The 18,008-nt window shown below is 72.2% G+C and carries 14 protein-coding genes and 1 pseudogene; 7 read left to right on the top strand and 8 right to left on the bottom strand.

Going from position 1 to position 18,008, the window contains the following annotated elements; all coding sequences use genetic code 11:
* Positions 1-68: 68 nt before the first annotated feature.
* Together ACWCXH_RS26770 and ACWCXH_RS26765 are read right to left on the bottom strand one after the other, a co-directional pair.
* Positions 69-1,277, bottom strand: coding sequence for a hypothetical protein (locus ACWCXH_RS26770; RefSeq protein WP_449804021.1), 1,209 nt, complete (start codon positions 1,275-1,277; stop codon positions 69-71).
* A 5-nt stretch (positions 1,278-1,282) separates the two neighbouring features.
* Positions 1,283-1,576, bottom strand: coding sequence for a MoaD/ThiS family protein (locus tag ACWCXH_RS26765; RefSeq protein WP_449804020.1), 294 nt, complete (start codon positions 1,574-1,576; stop codon positions 1,283-1,285).
* A gap of 761 nt (positions 1,577-2,337) precedes the next feature.
* On the opposite strand from ACWCXH_RS26765, the gene ACWCXH_RS26760 reads away from it, so the two are divergent.
* The 5 genes from ACWCXH_RS26760 (at position 2,338) to ACWCXH_RS26740 (ending at position 7,902) form a co-directional block, all read left to right on the top strand.
* Positions 2,338-3,069 (top strand): response regulator transcription factor, encoded by a 732-nt coding sequence (locus ACWCXH_RS26760; protein ID WP_449804019.1) that lies wholly within the window; start codon positions 2,338-2,340, stop codon positions 3,067-3,069.
* A gap of 125 nt (positions 3,070-3,194) precedes the next feature.
* On the top strand, positions 3,195-4,271 hold the full coding sequence (locus ACWCXH_RS26755; protein WP_449804018.1) for a LacI family DNA-binding transcriptional regulator: 1,077 nt from the start codon (positions 3,195-3,197) through the stop codon (positions 4,269-4,271).
* Between the two features lie 125 nt (positions 4,272-4,396).
* The gene (locus ACWCXH_RS26750) at positions 4,397-5,593 is read left to right on the top strand and encodes a S1C family serine protease (RefSeq protein WP_449804017.1); all 1,197 of its coding nucleotides are present in this window, start codon (positions 4,397-4,399) and stop codon (positions 5,591-5,593) included.
* Positions 5,594-5,647: 54 nt separating this feature from the next.
* Positions 5,648-6,418, top strand: coding sequence for a response regulator transcription factor (locus ACWCXH_RS26745; RefSeq protein ID WP_449804016.1), 771 nt, complete (start codon positions 5,648-5,650; stop codon positions 6,416-6,418).
* Positions 6,415-7,902, top strand: a complete 1,488-nt coding sequence (locus ACWCXH_RS26740) for a HAMP domain-containing sensor histidine kinase (protein WP_449804015.1) — start codon at positions 6,415-6,417, stop codon at positions 7,900-7,902. Before ACWCXH_RS26745 ends, ACWCXH_RS26740 begins: the two co-directional genes overlap by 4 nt.
* 72 nt (positions 7,903-7,974) lie before the next feature.
* On the opposite strand, the gene ACWCXH_RS26735 is transcribed toward ACWCXH_RS26740, so the two are convergent.
* From ACWCXH_RS26735 to ACWCXH_RS26710, 6 genes are all read right to left on the bottom strand, one after another.
* A complete protein-coding gene (locus ACWCXH_RS26735) occupies positions 7,975-9,774 on the bottom strand; it encodes a bifunctional metallophosphatase/5'-nucleotidase (protein WP_449804014.1) in 1,800 nt (599 codons plus the stop codon).
* A 190-nt stretch (positions 9,775-9,964) separates the two neighbouring features.
* Entirely contained in the window at positions 9,965-11,314 is a 1,350-nt protein-coding gene (locus ACWCXH_RS26730; RefSeq protein WP_449804013.1) for an ATP-binding protein, read from the bottom strand.
* Between the two features lie 79 nt (positions 11,315-11,393).
* Positions 11,394-12,968, bottom strand: coding sequence for an SCO6880 family protein (locus ACWCXH_RS26725; protein WP_449804012.1), 1,575 nt, complete (start codon positions 12,966-12,968; stop codon positions 11,394-11,396).
* A gap of 7 nt (positions 12,969-12,975) precedes the next feature.
* Complete coding sequence (locus ACWCXH_RS26720; RefSeq protein ID WP_449804011.1) at positions 12,976-14,262, bottom strand: hypothetical protein; 1,287 nt, start codon at positions 14,260-14,262, stop codon at positions 12,976-12,978.
* The gene (locus ACWCXH_RS26715; RefSeq protein WP_449804010.1) at positions 14,252-15,067 is read right to left on the bottom strand and encodes a hypothetical protein; all 816 of its coding nucleotides are present in this window, start codon (positions 15,065-15,067) and stop codon (positions 14,252-14,254) included. The genes ACWCXH_RS26720 and ACWCXH_RS26715 overlap by 11 nt, the downstream gene beginning before the upstream one ends.
* A 171-nt stretch (positions 15,068-15,238) precedes the next feature.
* A complete protein-coding gene (locus ACWCXH_RS26710; protein ID WP_449804009.1) occupies positions 15,239-15,589 on the bottom strand; it encodes a hypothetical protein in 351 nt (116 codons plus the stop codon).
* A 248-nt stretch (positions 15,590-15,837) separates the two neighbouring features.
* Between ACWCXH_RS26710 and ACWCXH_RS26705 the strand changes: the two are divergent.
* Positions 15,838-16,827, top strand: a pseudogene (locus tag ACWCXH_RS26705) (C40 family peptidase); the annotation flags it as partial.
* 466 nt (positions 16,828-17,293) lie between these two features.
* On the top strand, positions 17,294-18,004 hold the full coding sequence (locus tag ACWCXH_RS26700; protein WP_449804008.1) for a phosphatase PAP2 family protein: 711 nt from the start codon (positions 17,294-17,296) through the stop codon (positions 18,002-18,004).
* Positions 18,005-18,008 lie beyond the last annotated feature (4 nt).

Genomic DNA, 18,008 nt, shown 5'->3' with positions numbered 1-18,008 from the left:
CGACGTCCCGCCCCGGAACGTGGTTCCGGGGCGGGACGTCGGGGCGGGGCTCCGGGGCCGGCCCGCGGTCAGGCCAGGAGGCCGGTCGCCATCCAGATCAGCGGCGCGGCCACGGCGAGCGGCAGCGCCACGCCCGCCGTCATGTGCACGAACCGGGACGGCCAGTCGTACGAGGCGACCCGGCGGCCGACCAGCGCGCCCACGCCCGCGAGGGCCCCGAGCGCGAGCGGCGCACCCACCAGCAGTCCCAGCAGCACCGCCGCCACCAGGCCCAGCACCGGACCCAGCAGCTTCGGACCGGGCAGCGGCGCCGCGGCCAGCACGGTGGCCAGCGCGACCGCGCCGACCCCGGCCGGGACCCAGCCGGCCAGCAGCAGCGCCGTGCAGAGCACCGTCACCACGGTGGCGGAGCCGAGCACGGTCAGGGCGTAGAACCGCTCCTTCGGGTCCGACGGACGGAACGTCTGCAGCACCAGGACCAGCAGGAAGAAGCCGCCGAGGGTGCCGACCACGGCCGCGATGCCGCCGTCCGAGCTCGCCAGCAGCACCGCCACGTCCGCCGTGAAACCGGCCAGCGCGGCCAGGGCGATGCCCTGGCGGGCCGGCCACATGCCGTTCAGCCGGAACCAGCCGGCCGCCGTCAGCACCTGGAGCAGCGCGACCACGAGGGCCAGCGCCACCTGCCCGAGCGCGGCACTGCCGGCCAGCAGGGCGGCGACGGCCGCGGTGATCAGCGCGGGCTGGACGCCCGGCTCGATGATCGGCGAGCCGGTGCGGGGCGCGCGCGGTGCGGCCGGTGCGGCCGGCGGGACGGCGGGCGCCGTGGGCATCGCGGGCATCGCGGGCATCGCGGGCTGCGGCGGGAGGGCCGCGTACGGCGCCGCGCCGGGGGCCGCGGGCCGCTTGAGCGTCATGGTCGGCTGGTCGAGGCCGGGAGCGGCCATCGGCACCGGAACCGGGGCGGGCGCGGCGTGCCGGGGCCGGGACTGCGGCTGCGCGACCGGCATCGCGTCGGAGACGACCACCGGCGGAAGCAGCGTGGTGGCGGCCGCGTCGTCCATCGGCGGGACCGGCGGGAGCAGCGTCGTCGCCGCGTCGTCCACCGGAGGCACGGGCGGGAGCAGCGTCGTCGCCGCCGCGTCGTCCACCGGCGGCTGCACCGGCTGCCCGTACCCCGGGTGGCCGTACTGCTGCTGGTAGCCGTGCTGCGGGCGGGGCTGCTGCGGCTGCTGCCAGCCCCCGTAGCCGCCGTTGTTCACGTCGTTCATGTCCGTCACGCCGCTCAGCCTCCCGCGAACGGGGGCAGGACCTCGACGGTCCCGCCCTCGGTGAGCTCGACGGTCGCGTGGTCCCGGCCGCCCACCTGGGCGCCGTCCACGAGGTAGGAGCAGTGCCCGAGGAGCTGCACGAGCTTCGGCCGGTCGGCGTGCCGCTCCTCGGCGGCCGCCAGCGCCTCGGCCAGGGTCGCCGCCTCGTACGGCTCCTCGGCCAGTCCGGCCTCGGACTTCGCCGCAGCCCAGTAGCGGATCGTCCCGCGCACCCGGGCGCCGCTCGCGGGCTCGGTGGTCGCGCCCATGGCAACCCCTTCTCGTCGTCCTCGCCCGGCCCGGTGCCCCGGTCCGGCTCGCCACCGGGGCGGCCGTCCGACCACCCGAAAGGTGGACGTGCGCGGTGCCGCCGATGTGCGTCCCATGATGGCGTGTCCGCCGCCGCGAGCGGCAATCGCCCTGGCCGGGCGGATCCGGAGCGCCAGTCGAAGCTGTGTCCAGGCTCACCCAGCGCGCGCCCGGATTGGGCGAACCGCCGGATTCGAGCCCTCCCGGCGAGGCGGCCGGTCGGCTATCCTCGTCGTCCAAGAGGGATCCGGGCAGAGTCGCCCCCGGGTCCTTTTGTGCTTTCAGGACGCCAGTACGGACGTTCTTGCGAATCGTCGGCCCACCCCCGGCGGTGAGCGGGAACCGCCCCGCCTATCGCGGCACAACGACGTGCCCCGTCCGGCCGGGGTGACGCCACCCCGGTGTCGGGCCGCCGCCCGGCGCAAGACCAGGACCGGAGGTTTCGCGGGATGAGCAGGGCAGAAACGGTGCGCCAGGGGTTGCGGGACCCCCGGCACGTGCGCCGTTGCGCCGTGCGCGCCGGCCAATCCTCCGGTGCGCTCCCGGCGTCCGAACCCTCCTTCCTCGCCCTCCTGCCGCCCGCCGCCACCCTTCTTGGGACACTCCCCCAGCCTCCGGCCGGGGGGACCCCCCTCGCGCGGCACCTCCTCGAATGTGCGCCATCCGGCTGTGGCGGCAGCCGTAAAGCGACCGCGACGACCCGGAAAGGGGACTACCGGGTATGAGTTCTCTCCTCCTCCTCACCAACGCATTGCAGCCCTCCGCGGAGGTACTGCCGGCGCTCGGCCTGCTGCTGCACAACGTCCGGGTGGCGCCCGCCGAGGGATCCGCCCTCGTGGACACCCCCAACGCCGACGTCATCCTGGTCGACGGCCGACGGGACCTCCCACAGATCCGCAGCCTCTGCCAGCTGCTCCGCTCCACCGGCATCGGCTGCCCGCTGATCCTCGTGGTCACCGAGGGCGGCCTGGCCGCCGTGACCGCCGAGTGGGGCATCGACGACGTCCTGCTGGACACCGCCGGCCCGGCCGAGGTCGAGGCCCGGCTGCGGCTCGCGCTCGGCCGGCTCCAGGTCGTCGCCGACGACAGCCCGATGGAGATCCGCAACGGCGACCTCTCGGTCGACGAGGCCACCTACTCCGCCAAGCTCAAGGGCCGCGCTCTCGACCTCACGTTCAAGGAGTTCGAGCTGCTCAAGTACCTTGCCCAGCACCCCGGCCGGGTCTTCACCCGGGCGCAGCTGCTGCAGGAGGTCTGGGGCTACGACTACTTCGGCGGCACCCGGACGGTGGACGTGCACGTCCGGCGCCTGCGCGCCAAGCTCGGCGTCGAGCACGAGCAGCTGATCGGCACCGTGCGCAACGTCGGCTACCGCTTCGTCGTCCCGGAGAAGCCGGAGAAGGGGGAGCGCCCGGAGCTCGCCCAGCGCCCCTCGGCGCCGCTGGAGGCGTGACCGGCGCGCCGGGCGGGGCGATCCCGCCCGGCTTGTCCGGTTCACCCCCTCGTCGCCCACCGTCCTCCCGTCGGCAGCCACAGGTCCCACTGCCGACGCCGACGCCACACGCGTAGACTCCCCTCGTGGCCAAAGTGACGCGCGACGATGTAGCCCGACTGGCCGGTACCTCGACCGCAGTCGTCAGCTACGTGATCAACAACGGGCCGCGCCCGGTCGCGCCCGCCACCAAGGAGAAGGTCCTCGCGGCGATCGAGCAGCTCGGCTACCGGCCGAACAGCGTCGCCCAGGCGATGGCCTCCCGCCGCACCAACCTGATCGGCATGGTCGTCCCGGACGCCCGCCAGCCGTTCTTCGCCGAGATGGCGCACGCCGTGGAACGGGCCGCCTCCGAGCGCGGCAAGCTCGTGCTGATCGGCAACTCCGACTACGTGGACGACCGCGAGGTGCACTACGTCCGCGCCTTCCTCGGCATGCGCGTCTCGGGCCTGATCCTGGTCAGCCAGGGCCCCTCGCAGCGCGCCGCCGAGGAGTTCGCCGCGATGGAGGGCGCGAAGGTGGTGCTGCTGCACCGCCGCCCCGAGGCGATCGACGACGTCGCGGTGGTCACCGACGACGTGGGCGGCGCCGAGGCCGTCGTGCGCCACCTGCTGGAGGTGCACGGGCACCCGTACGTGGCCTGCTTCGGCGGCCCGGTCGACTCCCCCGCGCCCGGCGACCCGGTCATCGACCACGTCGAGGGCTGGCAGCGGGCCATGGACGCGCACGGCCTGCCCACCGAGCCGCACCTGATCGACGCGCCCTTCCACCGCTACGGCGCGTACGAGGTCGCGCTCGGCGTGCTGCGCTCGCCGGACCGGCCGCCGGCGATCTTCTGCTCCACCGACGACCAGGCGATCGGTGTGCTCCGGGCCGCCCGCGAGATCGGCCTGAAGGTCCCGGAGGACCTCGCGGTGGCCGGCTTCGACGACGTGCCCGAGGCCGCTCTCGCCGACCCGCCGCTGACCACCGTCGCCTCCGACCGGGACGCGATGGCGCGCGCCGCCGTCGACCTGGTCCTGGACGACTCGCTGATGGTGCCGGGATCGGACACCGAGCGGGTCCGGAAGTTCCCGTCCCGCCTGGTGGTCCGGCGTTCCTGCGGCTGCGACGGAGCGGCCCCGGGCGCCCCGGCCGTCCCGACCACCATCGAAACGGAGTAACAAACTCCGATCCGACGCCCGCCGCGCACTGCCTGACCAGGCTTTATGAGAAGTCAACGGGCTTCTCGGACCCTTCTGAGCCCGCGTTCATCCGATCCTCATCCGCCGGGCGGACGTTGTTCGGCATGAGCGATCAGCAGCGCAGCGAGCAGCAGTACGGGTGGACCGGACAGCACGGCGCGCAGCCGTCCGCGCCGCACGAGCACCGCATCATCGAGGGCACCGTCCTCGGCGGCAGCACGGGCACCGGCGCCGACCACGGCACTGACGCCCACGGGTACGGCTACCGCGAGGACCACTCCGGCGGCAGCTTCGACAGCCCGCCCCCTCCGCCCATGCCCCCGGCCCCGCCGTCCGCCGACTGGCCCGGCAGCCCCCAGGGCCTCGAAGGCTCCGGCGACCACGGCGACCGCACCCGGCGCGGCATGCGCCGCGGACGGCTGGCCCTGGTCACCGCCGTCGCCGCGATCGCCGCCGTGCTCGGCGGGGTCACCGGCGGGTTCATCGCCTCCCAGGAGCGCTCCGCGGACACCCGGAGCACCACCATCGCCAGCCCGGTCGCCGCCCGCTCCGACGGCGGCGCCGACGTCGCGGCCATCGCGGCCGCCGTCTCGCCCAGCGTCGTCCAGATCACCGTCAAGGCCCCCGGCGGCACCGCCACCGGCACCGGCGTGGTGCTCGACAAGAGCGACCGGATCCTCACCAACTTCCACGTGATCTCCGGCGCGGTCGACGGCAGCGGCCAGATCACGGTCACCTTCAAGGACGGCTCGACCGTGCAGGCCGCCGTCACCGGCACCGACAAGTCCCTGGACGCCGCGGTGATCACCGCGAACGGCGCCAAGAACCTCACCCCGGCCACCCTCGGCGACTCCTCCACCGTCGCCGTCGGAGACCCGGTCGTCGCCATCGGCAACCCGGACGGCCTCACCGGCACCGTCACCTCGGGCATCATCAGCGCCGAGAACCGCGCGGTCACCGTCCAGGTCGACGAGGGCGCCACCGGCGGCAACGGCGGCTACGGCTTCCCGTTCCTGCCCGGCCAGCGCGGCGCGCAGCAGCAGCCGAGCAACAGCGGCACCACCACCTACAAGGCCTTCCAGACCGACGCCGCCCTCAACCCCGGCAACTCCGGCGGCCCGCTGATCAACGCCAACGGCCAGGTCATCGGCATCAACTCGGCCATGTACTCGCCCAGCGGCACCGGCTCCACCGCGGGCGGCGGCAGCAACTCGGCGGGCAGCGTCGGCCTCGGCTTCGCCATCCCGATCAACGACATCAAGCAGGTTCTGCCGAAACTGCAGGCCGGCCAGAACGTGTAAGACGGACAATTGCTCCGAGCAGGTCCCCAACACGACGAGAAAGGGCAAGGGCCCATGACCCCGTCCGCCGACGACCGCAACCCCGCCGAGTCCGGCCACACCTCGGCCAGACTTCTCGTGGTCGACGACGAACCCGCGCTCCGGGACGCCCTGGAGAGCAGCCTCGCCTTCGAGGGATACGAGGTCGCCACCGCCACCGACGGCTACGAGGCCCTCGAATCCGTCGAACGCGACAGGCCCGACCTCGTCCTGCTCGACATCATGATGCCCCGGATGGACGGCCTCACCGCCGTCCGCCGGATGCGCTCGCGCGGCGACACCGTCCCGGTGCTCATGCTCACCGCCCGGGACGCCGTCGGCGACCGCGTCACCGGCCTGGACGTGGGCGCCGACGACTACCTCGCCAAGCCCTTCGAACTCGACGAGCTCCTCGCCCGGGTCCGCGCCCTGCTCCGCCGCAACGCCCTCGCCACCGAGGCCGCGGCCCGGGCGGCGGCCGAGGACGAGAGCGAGGTGCTGGCCTTCGGCGACCTGCGGATGAACACCGCCACCCGCGAGGTCACCCGCGCCGGCCGGTCCGTCGAGCTGACCCGCACCGAGTTCATGCTCCTGGAGATGTTCCTGTCCCACCCCCGGCAGGTCCTCACCCGCGAGCAGATCCTCAAGGCGGTCTGGGGCTTCGACTTCGAGCCCTCCTCCAACTCCCTGGACGTCTACGTCATGTACCTGCGCCGCAAGACCGAGCAGGGCGGCATGCCCCGGATCATCCAGACCGTACGCGGCGTCGGCTACGCCCTGCGCCCTGCGGCCGGCACCAGCGCGTGAGCAACGTTCCCCCGCCGCCCCTCGCGCCGCCCCGCCCCTCCCGGATCCAGCGCCTCGTGCACTGGTTCCGCTCCCGCTCGCTGCGCGGCCGCCTCACCTTCCTGAGCGCGGCCGCAGTGGCGGTGGCCATCGCGTTGTCGGCGCTGGCGTGCTGGTTCATCGTGGAGAAGCAGCTCTACGGCCAGGTGCAGACGGACCTCGCGAGCGCGCCGCTCCCGCCACCGCCCCGGGTGCCGAGCCTCTCCTGCTACGACACCCCGCAGGCGGCCCTGCAGGCCCAGCCGCGGGGCGTCGCGCCGGAGAACAGCACGTCGGTCGCCCGGGACACCCAGTACGTCGCGGAAGACCCGGCGGGGGTCTGTCTGCCCCCTCTCGCGACCAAGGCGATCGTGGTCAGGCCGAGTGACTCCGCCGTGTTCCGGCTCAAGGTCGGTCAGTCGGTCATCCGGGACGGCCACTTCACCGACGGGACGCCTGCGGTCGTCCGCGTCGCCCTGACCCACTTCGGAGCGCGGCCCGTCCTGCTGATGGTCGCCAGCCCGACCCAGTCCGTCGAGGACTCCCTCCAGGGCCTCGCCATCCTCCTCGGCGCCGTCTCCGTCGGCGGCATCCTCCTCGCGGCCATCGCCGGCCGGATCGTCGCCCACTCCTCGCTCAAGCCGGTCGACCAGCTCACCGACGCCGTCGAGCACATCGCCCGCACCGAGGAGGTCGGCACGACCATCCCGGTCCGCGGCGACGACGAGATCGCCCGCCTCTCCACCTCGTTCAACTCCATGAGCACCGCCCTCGCCAACTCCCGCGAGCGGCAGACCCGGCTGATAGCGGACGCCGGGCACGAGCTCCGCACGCCCCTCACGTCGCTGCGCACCAACGTCGACCTGCTGATCCGGAGCGACGAGACGGGCCGCCCGCTCCCGCCCGCCACGAAGTCCAAGCTGCTGGGCAACATGAAGGCGCAGATGCAGGAGCTCACCGTCCTCATCCAGGACCTGCTCCAGCTCTCACGCCCCGACTCCCCCAAGCCGGGGCCGAACCTCGCCGTGGTCGCCCTGCACGAGATCGCCGGGCGGGCCGTCGAACGCGCCAAGTTGCGCGGCCCCGGGCTGGTCTTCGACACCGGGACCGAGCCCTGGTTCGTCCACGGCGACGCCTTCGCCCTCGAACGGGCCGTGATCAACCTGCTGGACAACGCGGTCAAGTACAGCCCGCCCGGCGGCACCATCGAAGTCCGCCTCCGGGAGGGCGTGTTGACCGTCCGCGACCACGGCCCCGGCATCCCGCCCGACGAGCTGCAGTACGTCTTCGACCGGTTCTGGCGCTCCCCCTCCTCGCGCCAACTCCCGGGCTCCGGTCTCGGGTTGTCGATCGTCGCGCAGAGCGTCCGGGAGGCCGGCGGCGAGGTCTCGCTCGGCCCGGCCGCAGACGGCGGCCCTGGCGCCCTGGCAACCGTCCGCCTGCCCGGCGGCCCCATCGCCGAGTAGCCCGAAAGAGGGAGGGGCGGGGCGCCCCGACAGCGCCCCGCCCCTCCCGGACCGGCTCACGGTCAGCCGACGTCAGTCGACGTCGCTGCCCGGGCCGATGACCTTGATCCGGTCCTGCGCCGGGGCCTTCAGCGGCGCGGACGCCGAGCTGTGGGCACCCAGGTAGGCCACGAAGACCTCCAGGTCGGAGGCGCCGACGAGCTTGTCGGTGCCGGCCGCCAGGGCCGGGAAGCCGTCGCCGCCCGCGGCCAGGAACTCGTTCGCCGCGACCCGGTACTTGCCGGCCGGGTCGATCGGCGCGCCGTTGAGACGGACGGAGTCGACGACGACCCGGTCGGCCCCGGTCCTGCGCATGTCCAGGGTGTAGGTCAGCCCCCTGGACGCCTGGAGGATCTTCGGCGCGGCGGCGTTGCTCCCGCTGACCTGCTGCTGGAGCAGCTGGATCAGCTGGGCCCCGGTCAGCGTTTTGACCTGCATCATGTTGGTGAACGGCTGGACGGTGAACGCCTTGCCGTACGTCACCACGCCGTCACCCTCACTGCCGACCGCCTTGTGGACCAGGTCGGACCGGATGCCGCCGGGGTTCATGAACGCCACCTGCGCCCCGCCCTTGTCCGCCGGGGCCAGCCCCTCCAGCTGCGCGTCCGCGATCAGGTCGCCGAGCGGCTTCTCCAGGTCGCTGCTGCCGCGGCCGTTGATGTCCGAGGCGATGTAGCCGACCGGGCGGCCCGCGATCGGCGCGGCCAGCTCGGAGTAGCGGGCGATCAGCTCGCTCATGTCCTCGGCCTTGGGCAGCGTGCGGCGCACGATGTGGTTCTCGGCCTTGACCGACGGACGCACGATGGTGCCGGTGGCCTTGTCCAGCTTCAGGTCGATCTCGGTGAAGAGCCGGCCGAAGGAGGCGGCGCTGGTCACCGAACGCGGCACGCCGTTCGGGTCCGGGATCATGCACGCGTACGCGTTGTGGGTGTGGCCGGTGACGATGGCGCCGACCGCGGGGTCGATGTTCCGGGCGATGTCGACGATCGGGCCGGAGACGCCCTGACCGGCCGCGCCGCAGTCGTAGTTGTAGACGCTGCTGGCCGGGTAGCCGCCCTCGTGGATCAGCGCGACGATCGAGTTGACGCCCTGCGCCTTGAGCTCGGCGGCGTACTTGTTGATCGTGGTGACCTCGTTGGCGAACTTCAGGCCCTTGACGCCGGCCGCCGTCACGATGTTCGGCGTGCCCTCCAGGGTGACGCCGATGAAGCCGATCTTCACGCCCTGCGACTTCGTCACCCAGTACGGCGGCAGCAGCGGCTCGCCGGTGTTCTCGTCGGTGACGTTGGCGGACAGGTAGTTGAAGTTGGCGCCGCGGAACTTGCGGCCCTTCTCGTAGCAGCCGTCGACCGGGTGACAGCCGCCGTTCTGCAGCCGCAGCAGCTCCTGCGCACCGTGGTCGAACTCGTGGTTGCCGACCGACGTGACGTCCAGGCCGAGCTTGTCCATCGCCTCGATGGTCGGCTCGTCGTGGAACAGCGCCGAGGTGAGCGGGCTGGCCCCGACGATGTCGCCCGCCGCGACGGTGATCGAGTCGTCCGCCGCCTCGCGCGCCTCGCGCAGCGCCGTCGCCAGGTACTCGACGCCGCCGGCCGGGGTGCTGACCTGCTGGCCGGTGGCCGGGTCGATCTCCCGGATCGTGCCGGCCGAGCCCGCCGGGGGCTCCAGGTTGCCGTGGAAGTCGTTGATCGCCAGCAGCTGGAGGTTGACGGTCCGGTGCCGCCTGGAGTTCGCGTCGGCGGCCTGGGCGGCCGACGGCACGGCCACCGAGCCGAACAGTCCGGCCGCGGCGACCACGGCGAGCGCCGCACGTCGTGATCTGACGGTGAGCATGAGGAGGTCCCCTGCGCCTAGGAGCACCCGGCCGCGGAACCGGCGCAGGCGCGCGTGGATGTGGGTGTGCGCGAATGCAGCCTAGGGTCAACGCGCGTAGCTGTCAGGTTTTCTGACGTAACGACTGGGTTACTCGTCGACGAACCGTCGTGAACGAATCAGGATCGGCCCCACACCGGGGCACCCCGGCTCACACGCCGGGCTCGGCCGCCAACTGCCGCTCGGCCCGCTCGCGCTCGGCCACCGCGTCCTCCGTCATGGCACGGTCGGTGTAGACCAGCGGCCGCTCGGTCTCGGTGATGATGTGCTTGACCACCTGGACGTTCCCGTTGACGTCCCAGACCGCGATGCCCGGCGACAGCGTCGGGATGATCTCCACCGCCCAGCGCGGCAGACCCAGCACCCGACCGGTCGCCCGCGCCTCCTCCGCCTTCTGCATGTAGATCGTGCGGGTGGAGGCCATCTTCAGGATCGCCGAGGCCTCCCTGGCCGCCGCGCCGTCCACTACGTCCGACAGGTGGTGCACCACCGCGACGAAGGACAGGCCGAGCCGACGGCCGAACTTCAGCAGACGCTGGAACAGCTGTGCCACGAAGGGGCTGTTGATGATGTGCCAGGCCTCCTCGACCAGGAAGATGCGCTTCTTGCGGTCCGGCCGGATCCAGGTGTGCTCCAGCCACACGCCGACGATCGCCATCAGGATCGGCATCGCGATCGAGTTGCGGTCGATGTGCGAGAGGTCGAAGACGATCAGCGGTGCGTCCAGGTCGATGCCATCGCTGGTCGGGCCGTCGAACATGCCGCGCAGGTCGCCGTCGACCAGCCGGTCCAGCACCAGCGCCACGTCCAGGCCCCAGCGCTGCACCTCGTCCACCGCCACGCCCAGCGACTCCACCGACGACAGGTCGGGGTTGCGCAGCGTGTCGATGATGTCGTCCAGGACCGGCTGACGGTCCTTCACCGAGGTCACCACGTGCGCGTGCGCCGCCTTCAGCGCGAAGCCGGCCCGTTCCTCCAAGCCGCGGCCCATCGCCACCTCGATGATGGTGCGCAGCAACGACAGCTGGCCGGTCTGAGTGATCGCCGGGTCCAGCGGGTTGAGCTTCACCCCGCCGTCCCGGGCCGCCATCGGGTCCAGGCGGATCGACTTTATGCCCAGCGCGTCGGCGATCAGGTTCCACTCGCCGACACCGTCCTCGCCCTGCGCGTCCAGCACCACGACCTGCCGGTCGCGGAACCTCAACTGCCGCAGGACGTACGTCTTCTCCAGCGCCGACTTGCCGTTGCCGGACTCGCCCAGCACCAGCCAGTGCGGGGCCGGCAGCTGCTGCCCGTACAGCTGGAAGGGGTCGTAGACGTACCCCTTGCCGCTGTACACCTCACGCCCGATGATCACCCCCGAGTCGCCCAGCCCCGGTGCCGCGGTGGGCAGGTAGACCGCCTGCGCCTGACCGGTCGAGGTGCGCACGGGCAGCCGGGTGGTCTCCACCTTGCCGAACATCAGGCTGGTGAACGCGTCGGTGAGGTTGCCGAGCGCCATGGGCGGCCTCCTGGTGCCAGCGGTAGGGGTGGACGAGCGCAGTGGGTGGAATGGCGCAGCGGGTGGACGCGCGCGGCGGTCAGCGGCGGATGCCGGTGGCGAACGGCAGGGTGTTGACGAAGGCCCGGTGGTGCTCGCGGTCGCACCACTCCAGCTTGAGGTAGCTCTTGCCGGCCGAGGCCCGGATGGTCCGCTTGTCGCGGGCCAGCGCCTCGGGGTTGCGCGAGGAGACCGTGATGTAGCCGACCAGGTTCACCCCGGCCGCGCCGGAGGCCAGGTCGTCACCGCGCTGGTCGACCCGGCCGGTGTGGGCCAGGTCCCGCGGGTCGACCGTGCGGTTCATCTTGGCCGCGCGGCTCGCCTCCGCCTCGTCGTTGGTCTTCTCGGTCAGCATCCGCTCGATCGCGACGTCGGTGGGCTCCAGGTCCATCGTCACGGCGACCGTCCGGATCACGTCCGGGGTGTGCACCAGCAGCGGCGCCAGGAAGTTGACGCCCACCGGGGTGAGCGGCCACTCCTTGACCCACGCGGTGGCGTGGCACCACGGCTCCCGGGTCACCGACTCGCGGGTCTTCGCCTGCAGGTACTGCGGGTGGGTCGCGTCCAGCTCGGCCGGCCAGGCGTTGCGCCGGGACATCGCCTGGATGTGGTCGATCGGGTGGTCCGGGTCGTACATCGAGTGCAGCAGTGAGGACAGCCGGGCCTGGCCCAGCGGCTGGCGCACCCGGATGTCCGCCTCCGCGAGCCGGGCGCAGATGTCGGTCAGCTCGCGCGCCATCACGGCCGCCAGCCCCTCGTCGTCCCGGGCCCGCCCGCCGGTCGCCGTCCGGCCCATCGCGTGCGCCTCGGCCGCCAGGTCGCGGGTGTAGTGCATGCAGGCCACCAGGTACGCCCGGTGCTGCTCCGAGGAGGTCGACACCATCGACTGCAGCTGGTCGTACGACTCCTGCAGCCAGCGCGGCGCATCGCGGTCACCGCGCCGCTCGACGTCCTTGGCGTGCGCGTCCGGGTCGGCCGGCAGGGTACGGGCCAGGATCTGCAGCCGGGTCACGAAGCCGTCCCCGTTGGCGACGTGCTTCAGCAGCGTGCCGAACCGGTCGACCAATGCCTCCTGGTCCTCCGAGTCGCGCAGGCCCACACCCGGGCCCTCGATCTCGATCGCGGCCGTCACCGTGCGCCGCTCCAGGTGCATCAGCACCCCGACCTCGTCCGGCCCGAACGGCGCCGTCAGCCAGCGCAGCCGCCCCACGCCCGGCGGCGGGCCGACCTCCACCTCCCGGCCGTCCAGCCGGGTGCCGGCGTCCATCACGTCCGAACGCCACACCGCGCGGCCGCTGCGGACCGTCCGCCGGTAGGTGCGGTTGATCTCCACCCACTTGTAGAACGTCCGCTTGCGGTACGGCACGTAGACCGCCGCGATGGCCAGCGCGGGCAGGCCGACCAGACCTGCGATCCGCAGCCCCAGGACCGGCATCAGCAGGCCCCAGAGCATGCCGAGGAACGCCCCGAAGATGATCATCAGGATCTCGCCGGTCTCCCGGTTGCGGCCGATCGGCGCGTTCGGGCGGGCCTTGCCGATCAGGTAGGTGCGGCGCTGGTGCACGTACGGCTGGGCGTACTGGGCACCGTACTGGCCGAGCGGTTCGCTGCTCACTTACCCGTCACCCCCCCTTCGCTGGATTGCTGTCGCGGATCGGAACCGGAGCCTGCGGCGGCGGCCCGGCCTGCGGCGGCGGGGCCGGCGTGCGGCCCGCGTGCGCGGCGATGCCGGGCGCGACCGAACCCCCGCCCGCACCCCCGCCGCCCGTGCCGGCCGCCTGCGGACCGCGATCGCCGTGGGTGGTGATGCCCTGCTTCATCAGGTTCGCGGTGCCGTTGATCATCGCCGACCCGGCCGACACCGCGCTGGCCCGGGCCCGGCGCATGTTCAGCATCTCGTCGCCGAAACCCGGTACGAAGCGGTACACGGTGGCGCTCGCGAAGATCGACAGGAACAGGATCGCCAGCCCGGACAGCACCCGGGCGAAGTCGTCGTTCGCCCCCGCACCGGTCGCGACGGCACCCGCCAGGCCCAGGATGATCACGATGATCGGCTTCGCCAGGTCCACCGCCACCATCACCCCCGCCCAGCGGCGCACGTGCTTCCACAGCTGTTTGTCCACCAGCCCCGCGTACACCGCCGTCCCCAGCAGCGCGCCCACGTACAGCATCGCCGCCCGGATCAGCAGCTCGATCCAGAGCACCGCCGCCGCCAGCACCGCCACCAGCGACACGATGATCAGGATCAGCGGCCCGCCGCCCGTGTCCCCCTTCTCCAGGGTGTCGGCGAACCCGCCCAGGTACGTCCCGGTGTCCGACTTCGTCCCGACCGCGATCGCCTTGGTCAACCCGTCCGTGGCGCTCACCACGGTGTACAGGATCAACGGCGTGAACGCGGACGCCACGACCGTCAGCCACAGGAACCCGATCGCCTCCGAGATCGCCGTCGTCAACGGCACCCCGCGCACCGCCCGCTTCGTCACCGCGAGCAGCCACAGCACCAGCGTGATGATCGTCGAAGCCGCGAACACCACCGCGTACTGCTGCAGGAACGACGCATTGGTGAAGTCCACCTGCGTCGTCCCGTCGATCGCCCCCGACAACTTCCGCACAACCCAAGCCGCCGCCTGCGCACACCCCTTGGCCAACGACCCGAGCGGATCGGTCACGGTGCCGACGGTGCCGCTGCCCGGAATCACGACGGCCCCGTTCGGGGCACAACCCGCGTCACTGCCGGGGATCGGTAGATCGACCTTCTGACAGGTCGGGGTGGCGGAGGGTGTCGGCGAAGGATCCGCGAAGACCCGTTGGGCCGTCAGCAGCGCGGCCAGCTGCAGGCTGGCCATAGCGCCTGCCAGTGTGGCCGCGCGGCGCACGATGGAGCGGCGTGTGGTCTGATCAACGGGCATAGCGGAACCCCCCGAACTGCTGGACGGCGCCGGTGATCTCGTCGGCGGTGGCGGCCTGCTGGTCTCCGGGCATCGGCGCGGGGCCCTGCCGGCTGGCGTAGTCACTGAGCTTCCAGTCGCCGGCCGTCCAGCGGAGCGAGAGCGTCAGGGTGAACCAGTTGGTGGTCACGGGCTGGACGGAGCGTTCGCCGGCGAGGCCGGTGAGGCCGGTGCACCAGACATCGATCTTGGCCTCGGCATCGCTGTAGCCGACCTGCTTGGTGCCGACCGGGATGGTGCGGCTCACGAAGGTGAGGCCCTTCGGGGCGCGGCCCTGTGGGTCGAGGCCGTAGCGGGTGGCGGTGTCGCCGCCGAAACCCTGGTCCAGGCGGGACTGGAGGGTGGGGAGGGCGGCCGGGTCGGCGATGGTGGTGACGATGGTGTGGCGGGTGTCGGTGCGGAACATGTCGGCTCCGCCCATGGCCACCGCGTAGTTGGTGGCGGCGGACTGGGCGCCCTGGTCGGTGTGCGCGAAGCCGCTGGGGATGCCGTTGGTGGTGGTGCCGACGGGCTGGTCGCCGCTGGGGACGGGGCCGACGCCGGAGGGCGCGGTGGGGGTGGCGTTGTCGGAGGAGCGGGCGTTGTTCCCCGGGGCGGGCTTGCCGTGGTTGGCGATGGAGATCGCGACGACGAGCAGCGTGACGACGACGAGGACGGTCAGCAGGGCACGGAGCGGTCTCGGCTGACGCCCGTTCAGCTGCGAGGAGGGCTGTTCGCCGACCGGTAGCCGCGTACGGGTGTGCGGCTGGTCGTCGGACAACGGCACGGCGGCCCTCCTGGTGCGGGGAGCCGGGCGGCTCCGGGGGCCCTCCGGCCGTGGGCGGGCGCGGACGGAGGATGGGAACGGGGATGGACTCCTGGCGGGCGGACTCCGGGCGGTCCGGGCGGAGACCTGACCTCAGGACCTCAGGTCGGCAGGACTACTGCTGTCCGATCGTCAGATCGCCATGCCGTAGACAATGGTGAACAGAGTGCCGAGTGATCCGATGATGAACACGCCGGTCAGCCCGGCGATGATCAGCCCCTTGCCCTGTTCGGCGCCGAAGCTGTCCCGCATGGCGGTCGCACCGATCCGCTGCTTGGCGGCTCCCCAGACGGCGATGCCGAGGCAGACGAGGATGGCGACGGCCATGATGACCTCGACCATCACCCGGGCCTCCGACCCGAGAGTCGCGAACGGGCCCCAGTCCGGGGCGATCCCGCCGATGATGGTGTCGATATTCGGCTTCTTTGGAGGGTCCTCGGCCAGGTGGCCGATCGCGATGCTCTGCACGCTGCTCAGGTTCATTTCCATCTCACCGCCCGATCAGGCAAATTCAAGGGCCCCGACCCCGCCCGCGCGAAGGGTCGGTGCCTATTCTTGGCCAGATCTGATGTCGACTTGGCTACTTCTCGCGTATTGGTCGTGAGGCATCGGACACGTACGCGAGGATGTCCACCGTACGAAGGATAGCGCTCACTCTTTGTATCTCTGATGATTGCGGTGAGCAACGCCTTCCGGAACACTTCGACTGACGATTCGTCGGGATGGTGCTGATGGTACTCCGGAAGGCCGGTACGGCCGCCGCTGCGGCGGGAGTTGCCGGGATCGGGTTCATCGGGCTGGTGACGGTCGGGACGTACGCGGCGAGCGGGACACCGCAGCAGACGGCCAATCGCGCTGCACTGTCGGCGGGTTCGGTGCCCGCGACGTACCAGGGGATGATCCAGAAGTGGGGCGCGCTCTGCCCGGAGATCTCCCCGCCGATGCTCGCGGCGCAGCTGTACCAGGAAAGCGGCTTCGACCCGCAGGCCCGTTCCGGTGTGGGGGCGCTGGGAATGGCCCAGTTCCTGCCGGGCACCTGGGACATCTACGGCGTCGACGCGAATGGCGACGGCAGGAAGGACATCTGGGACCCGGCGGACGCGATCGCCTCCGCGGCGAACTACGACTGCGCGCTGGCCAGGGACGTCGCCAAGGTCCCGGGGGACCGTCAGGACAACCTGCTGGCCGCGTACAACGCCGGCCCGTACGCGGTGGAGAAGTACAACGGAGTGCCCCCGTACAAGGAGACGCAGGGGTACGTGAAGAACATCAAGGCGCTGGCGCGCAGCTTCACGGCGCCCACCGCGCCGGTGGAGGTGTCGCAGCAGTCGGCCGGCGCGATCTACTTCGCGCAGACGAAGCTGGGCACGCCGTACCTGTGGGGCGGTGACGGGCTGCCGTCGCAGGACGGGCGGTTCGACTGCTCGGGCCTCACCGTGGCCGCGTTCGCGACGGTGGGCATCACGCTGCCCCGGGTGGCCAACGACCAGTGGTACGCGGGGCCGCACCCCTCGCGGGACCAGTTGCGGCCGGGCGACCTGGTGTTCTGGGCGACGGACCTGAACGATCCGCGCAGCATCCACCACGTCGGGATCTACGTCGGCGGCGGCTACATGATCAACGCGCCGCACACCGGCGCGGTGATCCGCTACGACAAGATCGACACCAGGGAGTACATCGGCGCGACGCGGGTCACCTCGGACGGCGCGGAGGCACTTCCGGTGCGCAACGCGGACGGCAGCATCACGGGCAAGGGCGGCATCAGCAGCGGAGCCACCCCGGACGCGCCCGCCTCCCCCACCGCGACCGCCGCCGCGGCACCCCAGCAGGCCACCCCTCCCGCCGCACCTCCCACCGCACCTTCCGCGGCTCCCCATGCGGCGACGGCGCCGCCCGTCCCGACCACGCAGAATCCGCCGCCCACCGGCCAGCCGACCGTCCCGCCGACACCCCCACCGGCCGCCCGCCCGACGGGTCAACCGACCGCAAAGCCCTGAGCCCGCGAAGCCCCGGGCGTGTGAGTGCGCTGTGGACGCTGAGTCAAGTTTCCATAACCACGCGTTTACGTGGAACGCTGTGCCCCGGCGATGACGTTGGATCTGATGGCCCCTCGTCAGCTCATCGCGCCGGGCGGGCCGCCCGGCCGGAACGTACAAGGTGCTGCAGCGGACCAGAAGGAGGTGCGGCGTGTCGACGCCGCTTGCCGACACGACCAACCCCGACCTCGGCCTGCTCTACGCCGTCAACGGTCTGGCCAAGAGCTCCCCGCAGTGGCTGGACCACCTGGTCTCGTGGATCGGCGAGTACGGCATCCTGATCGGCCTGGCGATGCTCGGCCTGGTCGGCTGGCTCCAGGCCAGACGCCGTCCGGACGCGCCGGTGGCGATCGCCGGACTGCTCTGGGTGCCGCTGTCGGTCGCCATCGCCGAGCTGGCCAACCTGCCGATCGCCGCGATCGTGAACCGCCCGCGCCCGTTCGTGGACCACGGCGGGCTGCTCGTCCTGGTGGACGGCAAGGCCGGCACGCACTCCTTCGTCAGCGACCACTCGACGATGACGATGGGCGTCGCGGTGTCGCTCTTCCTGGTGAACCGGCGGCTCGGCTGGATCGCCGGCGGGCTCGCCCTGTTGCAGGGCTTCTGCCGGATGTTCATGGGCGTCCACTACCCGACCGACGTGATCGGCGGCTACGCGCTCGCCACCGCCGTGGTGCTGCTGCTGGCGCCGATCGCGATGGCCGTCCTGGTCCCGCTGTGCCACGCGCTGACCCGCACCGCCGTCGCCCCGCTGATCCGGGCGCCCGAGCGCGGCGGCGCTCCGCGCGGCCGTCGGCGCGGCCGCGAGCGCGGGGCCGTCCGCCCGGACGAGCAGCCGCCGGAGTCGGACCTGGCGGCCTGAGCGG

The organism is Kitasatospora sp. NPDC001660 (assembly GCF_053596725.1).
This window is presented reverse-complemented; position numbering and strand designations above follow the sequence as displayed.